At 37.2% G+C, this 2,787-nt stretch carries 2 protein-coding genes; both read right to left on the bottom strand.

Translation table 11 applies throughout. The annotated features are described in order from the left end of the window. A partial coding sequence (locus AAF462_11395; protein MEM7009727.1) for a 4-alpha-glucanotransferase occupies nt 1-785 on the bottom strand: 785 nt, incomplete at its 3' end. Beyond that, on the bottom strand, nt 782-2,787 hold a 2,006-nt coding region (glgX, locus tag AAF462_11390; GenBank protein ID MEM7009726.1), incomplete at its 5' end, for a glycogen debranching protein GlgX. The genes AAF462_11395 and glgX, both read right to left, overlap by 4 nt.

Below are 2,787 nucleotides of genomic sequence, written 5' to 3'. Positions count from 1 at the left end.
CCCCAAAGCTGGCCGGTTTCACTAAAGTAGTCAGGGGGCACACCTGCCACAAACTCAGGTCTTTTATCATTGTCCAGTTTAAATAGCTGCTGATTAGCCCATACGTCTGAGCTATCATAATTTATATAATAGGGAATATCTCCAATTATTCTGATGCCTTTGTCATTTGCATATTTCTTAAGAGAAAACCACTGTTTAAAGAAGATATACTGGAGGAATTTGTAAAATAGAATAAAGTGCTTTTCCTGCTCGCTCCATTTTGCTAGGCATATAGTGTGTCTATCTCTAAGTTCGATTGGGAAATCCCTCCATGTAACATAGTTTGAGTCATTTTTTATTGAGCAGTATAAGCAATAATCCTCAAGCCAGTGATTATTTTGTTTACAGAACTTCTTAAAATCACTATATTGAGCTATTCCCCGGATATTAGATTCAAATGCTTTTTTCAGGATTTCCATCTTGTATAACGCAGCGGCCTCAAAATCAACAGAATCTTGAGAAAAATCAGGTGGGTCTGATAAATCTGAATCACTGAGATACCCATCTTTCTTTAAAAGCTCAGGACTAATAAGAAGAGGGTTGCCGGCAAATGTCGAAGGGCAGCTATAGGGGGAATGCCCATAAGTAGCTTCGGTAGGGTTAAGCGGCAGCACCTGCCAGTATTTTTGACCCGACTGCGTTAGTAAATCAATAAATTCATATGCAGTTGGGCCAAAATCACCAATTCCATGAATTGATGGAAGTGAAGTTATATGGATTAATATGCCGCTGGATCTTTTGTTCATTTTATTATGCTAGTCAATAATTTTGTTAATCTGCCAGTTCTTGGTTTTAATACTACCAATGATCTGTCGAGCATTATATAGTTATCTTTTATAGATAAACATAGGCCTTTTTTATCTAAAGTATTGCTTGAAGTATTTATTATAATTTCCCATTTTGATGCAATATTATTGTCCGGGACAATAAACTTTTCAGTCTCTTTTGAGCCGTTAAGAAATATCATTAATGAATTGTCTCTGATTGATCTTATTTTATCACTACTTTTCGTATTATCTGTAAATGCCATTATTAGACATAATGATTTAATATTGCTGTTCTGCCAGTCTTCTTCAGATATTTCTCTTCCGTTTGCTAAATACCAGATTAGATCTCTAATATTTGTGTCACTTATCTCTTTTCCATCAAAAAACTGACCTTTTGTTAAAATCGGAGAGTTTTTTCTTAGTTTTATCAACTCTCTTGTAAAATTATTAAGGTCTTTGTTTGATTTAAGCCTTTTCCAATCAAGCCAAGAAATAATATTATCCTGGCAATAAGAATTGTTGTTCCCTTGCTGAGTTCTTCCTGCCTCGTCTCCTGAAAGAAGCATTGGTGTTCCTTGGGATAAGAACACGGTGGCTATAAAATTTCTTTTTTGTCTCTCTCTTCGCTCCAGGATCTCTTTGTTTGTAGTTTCTCCTTCATAGCCAAAGTTATAGCTAAAATTCTCATTTGTACCGTCTTTGTTGCATTCTAGATTCGCTAGGTTGTGTTTGTTCTCATATGAAACAAGATCTTCGAGTGTAAATCCGTCATGGGAGCATACGTAATTAATGCTAGTGTGAGAGCCTTTAGAGCGAAGATTGTATAGATTGCTTGATCCGCTAATACAATACGCCATATCTGCCAATTGTCCGCTGTCACCTCTCCAGAACTGTCTTAGGGTATTTCTATACTTATCGTTCCACTCTGAAAAGGGATCGGGGAAATTGCCTACTTGGTATCCGCCGTAACCTATGTCCCATGGTTCGGCAATTAATTTAACTTTGCTAAGTACTGTATCATTACATATTAACTCTAGCAGTTTACTATGTCTGTGAAAATCATATTCTTCTCGACCTAATACAGTCGCAAGATCAAACCTAAATCCATCAATATGCATCTCCTCCACCCAATACCTAAGGCTCTCTAAAACCATCCGAATTACAATATCGTCTCCCGAATTTATAGAATTGCCAGTGCCAGTGAAGTTCTCATAATCGCTTTTGCTGTCCTTTTTTAATTTATAATATGAAAGATTGTCAATGCCGCGAAAGTTAAGATTCGGACCAAGCTTGCCTCCTTCTGCAGTGTGGTTATAGACTACATCCAGTATCACTTCAATGTTTTCATTGTGAAGCGCTTTAACCATATCTTTAAATTCTTCTACCTGCTCTCCCATAATACCTGTGCTCGAATAACGAGAATCCGGGGCAAAAAATCCTACAGTGTTATATCCCCAATAATTAGTAAGCCCTTGATCTACAAGAGTTCTTTCTGCCACACTGTGATGTACCGGTAGAAGTTCAACGGCTGTTATTCCGAGGTTTTTTAGATAATCAATTGATGCTTTAGAGCTTAAACCTGAGTATGTGCCCCTATGTGATTTTGGGATATCTTCATTAAGAATAGAAAATCCTTTTACGTGCGTCTCGTAAATTATAGTGTCTGACCAGGGTATATTTGGATGAGTATCATTTTCCCAATCATATTTACCATCCAGCACTACGCATTTTGGCATGTTTTCGGCGCTGTCCTGATTATTAACAAGAAACTCGCTATCTACTTTATCAAAATCAAAATCATAGTGAACATCTTCTAGATTGATGTCACCAGTAATCGCTCTGGCATAAGGGTCCAAGAGCAGCTTGTAAGGGTTATAGCGAAGCCCGTTTGCTGGGTCATAATCTCCGTAAACTCTGTATGCATATAACTGTCCTGGTTTTAAATCTGGAATGTAGCAGTGCCATATATCGTCAGTTTTTG

The sequence above is a fragment of the Thermodesulfobacteriota bacterium genome (assembly GCA_039028315.1).
Taxonomy (GTDB): Bacteria; Desulfobacterota_D; UBA1144; order Nemesobacterales; family UBA2774; genus CR02bin9.
This window is presented reverse-complemented; position numbering and strand designations above follow the sequence as displayed.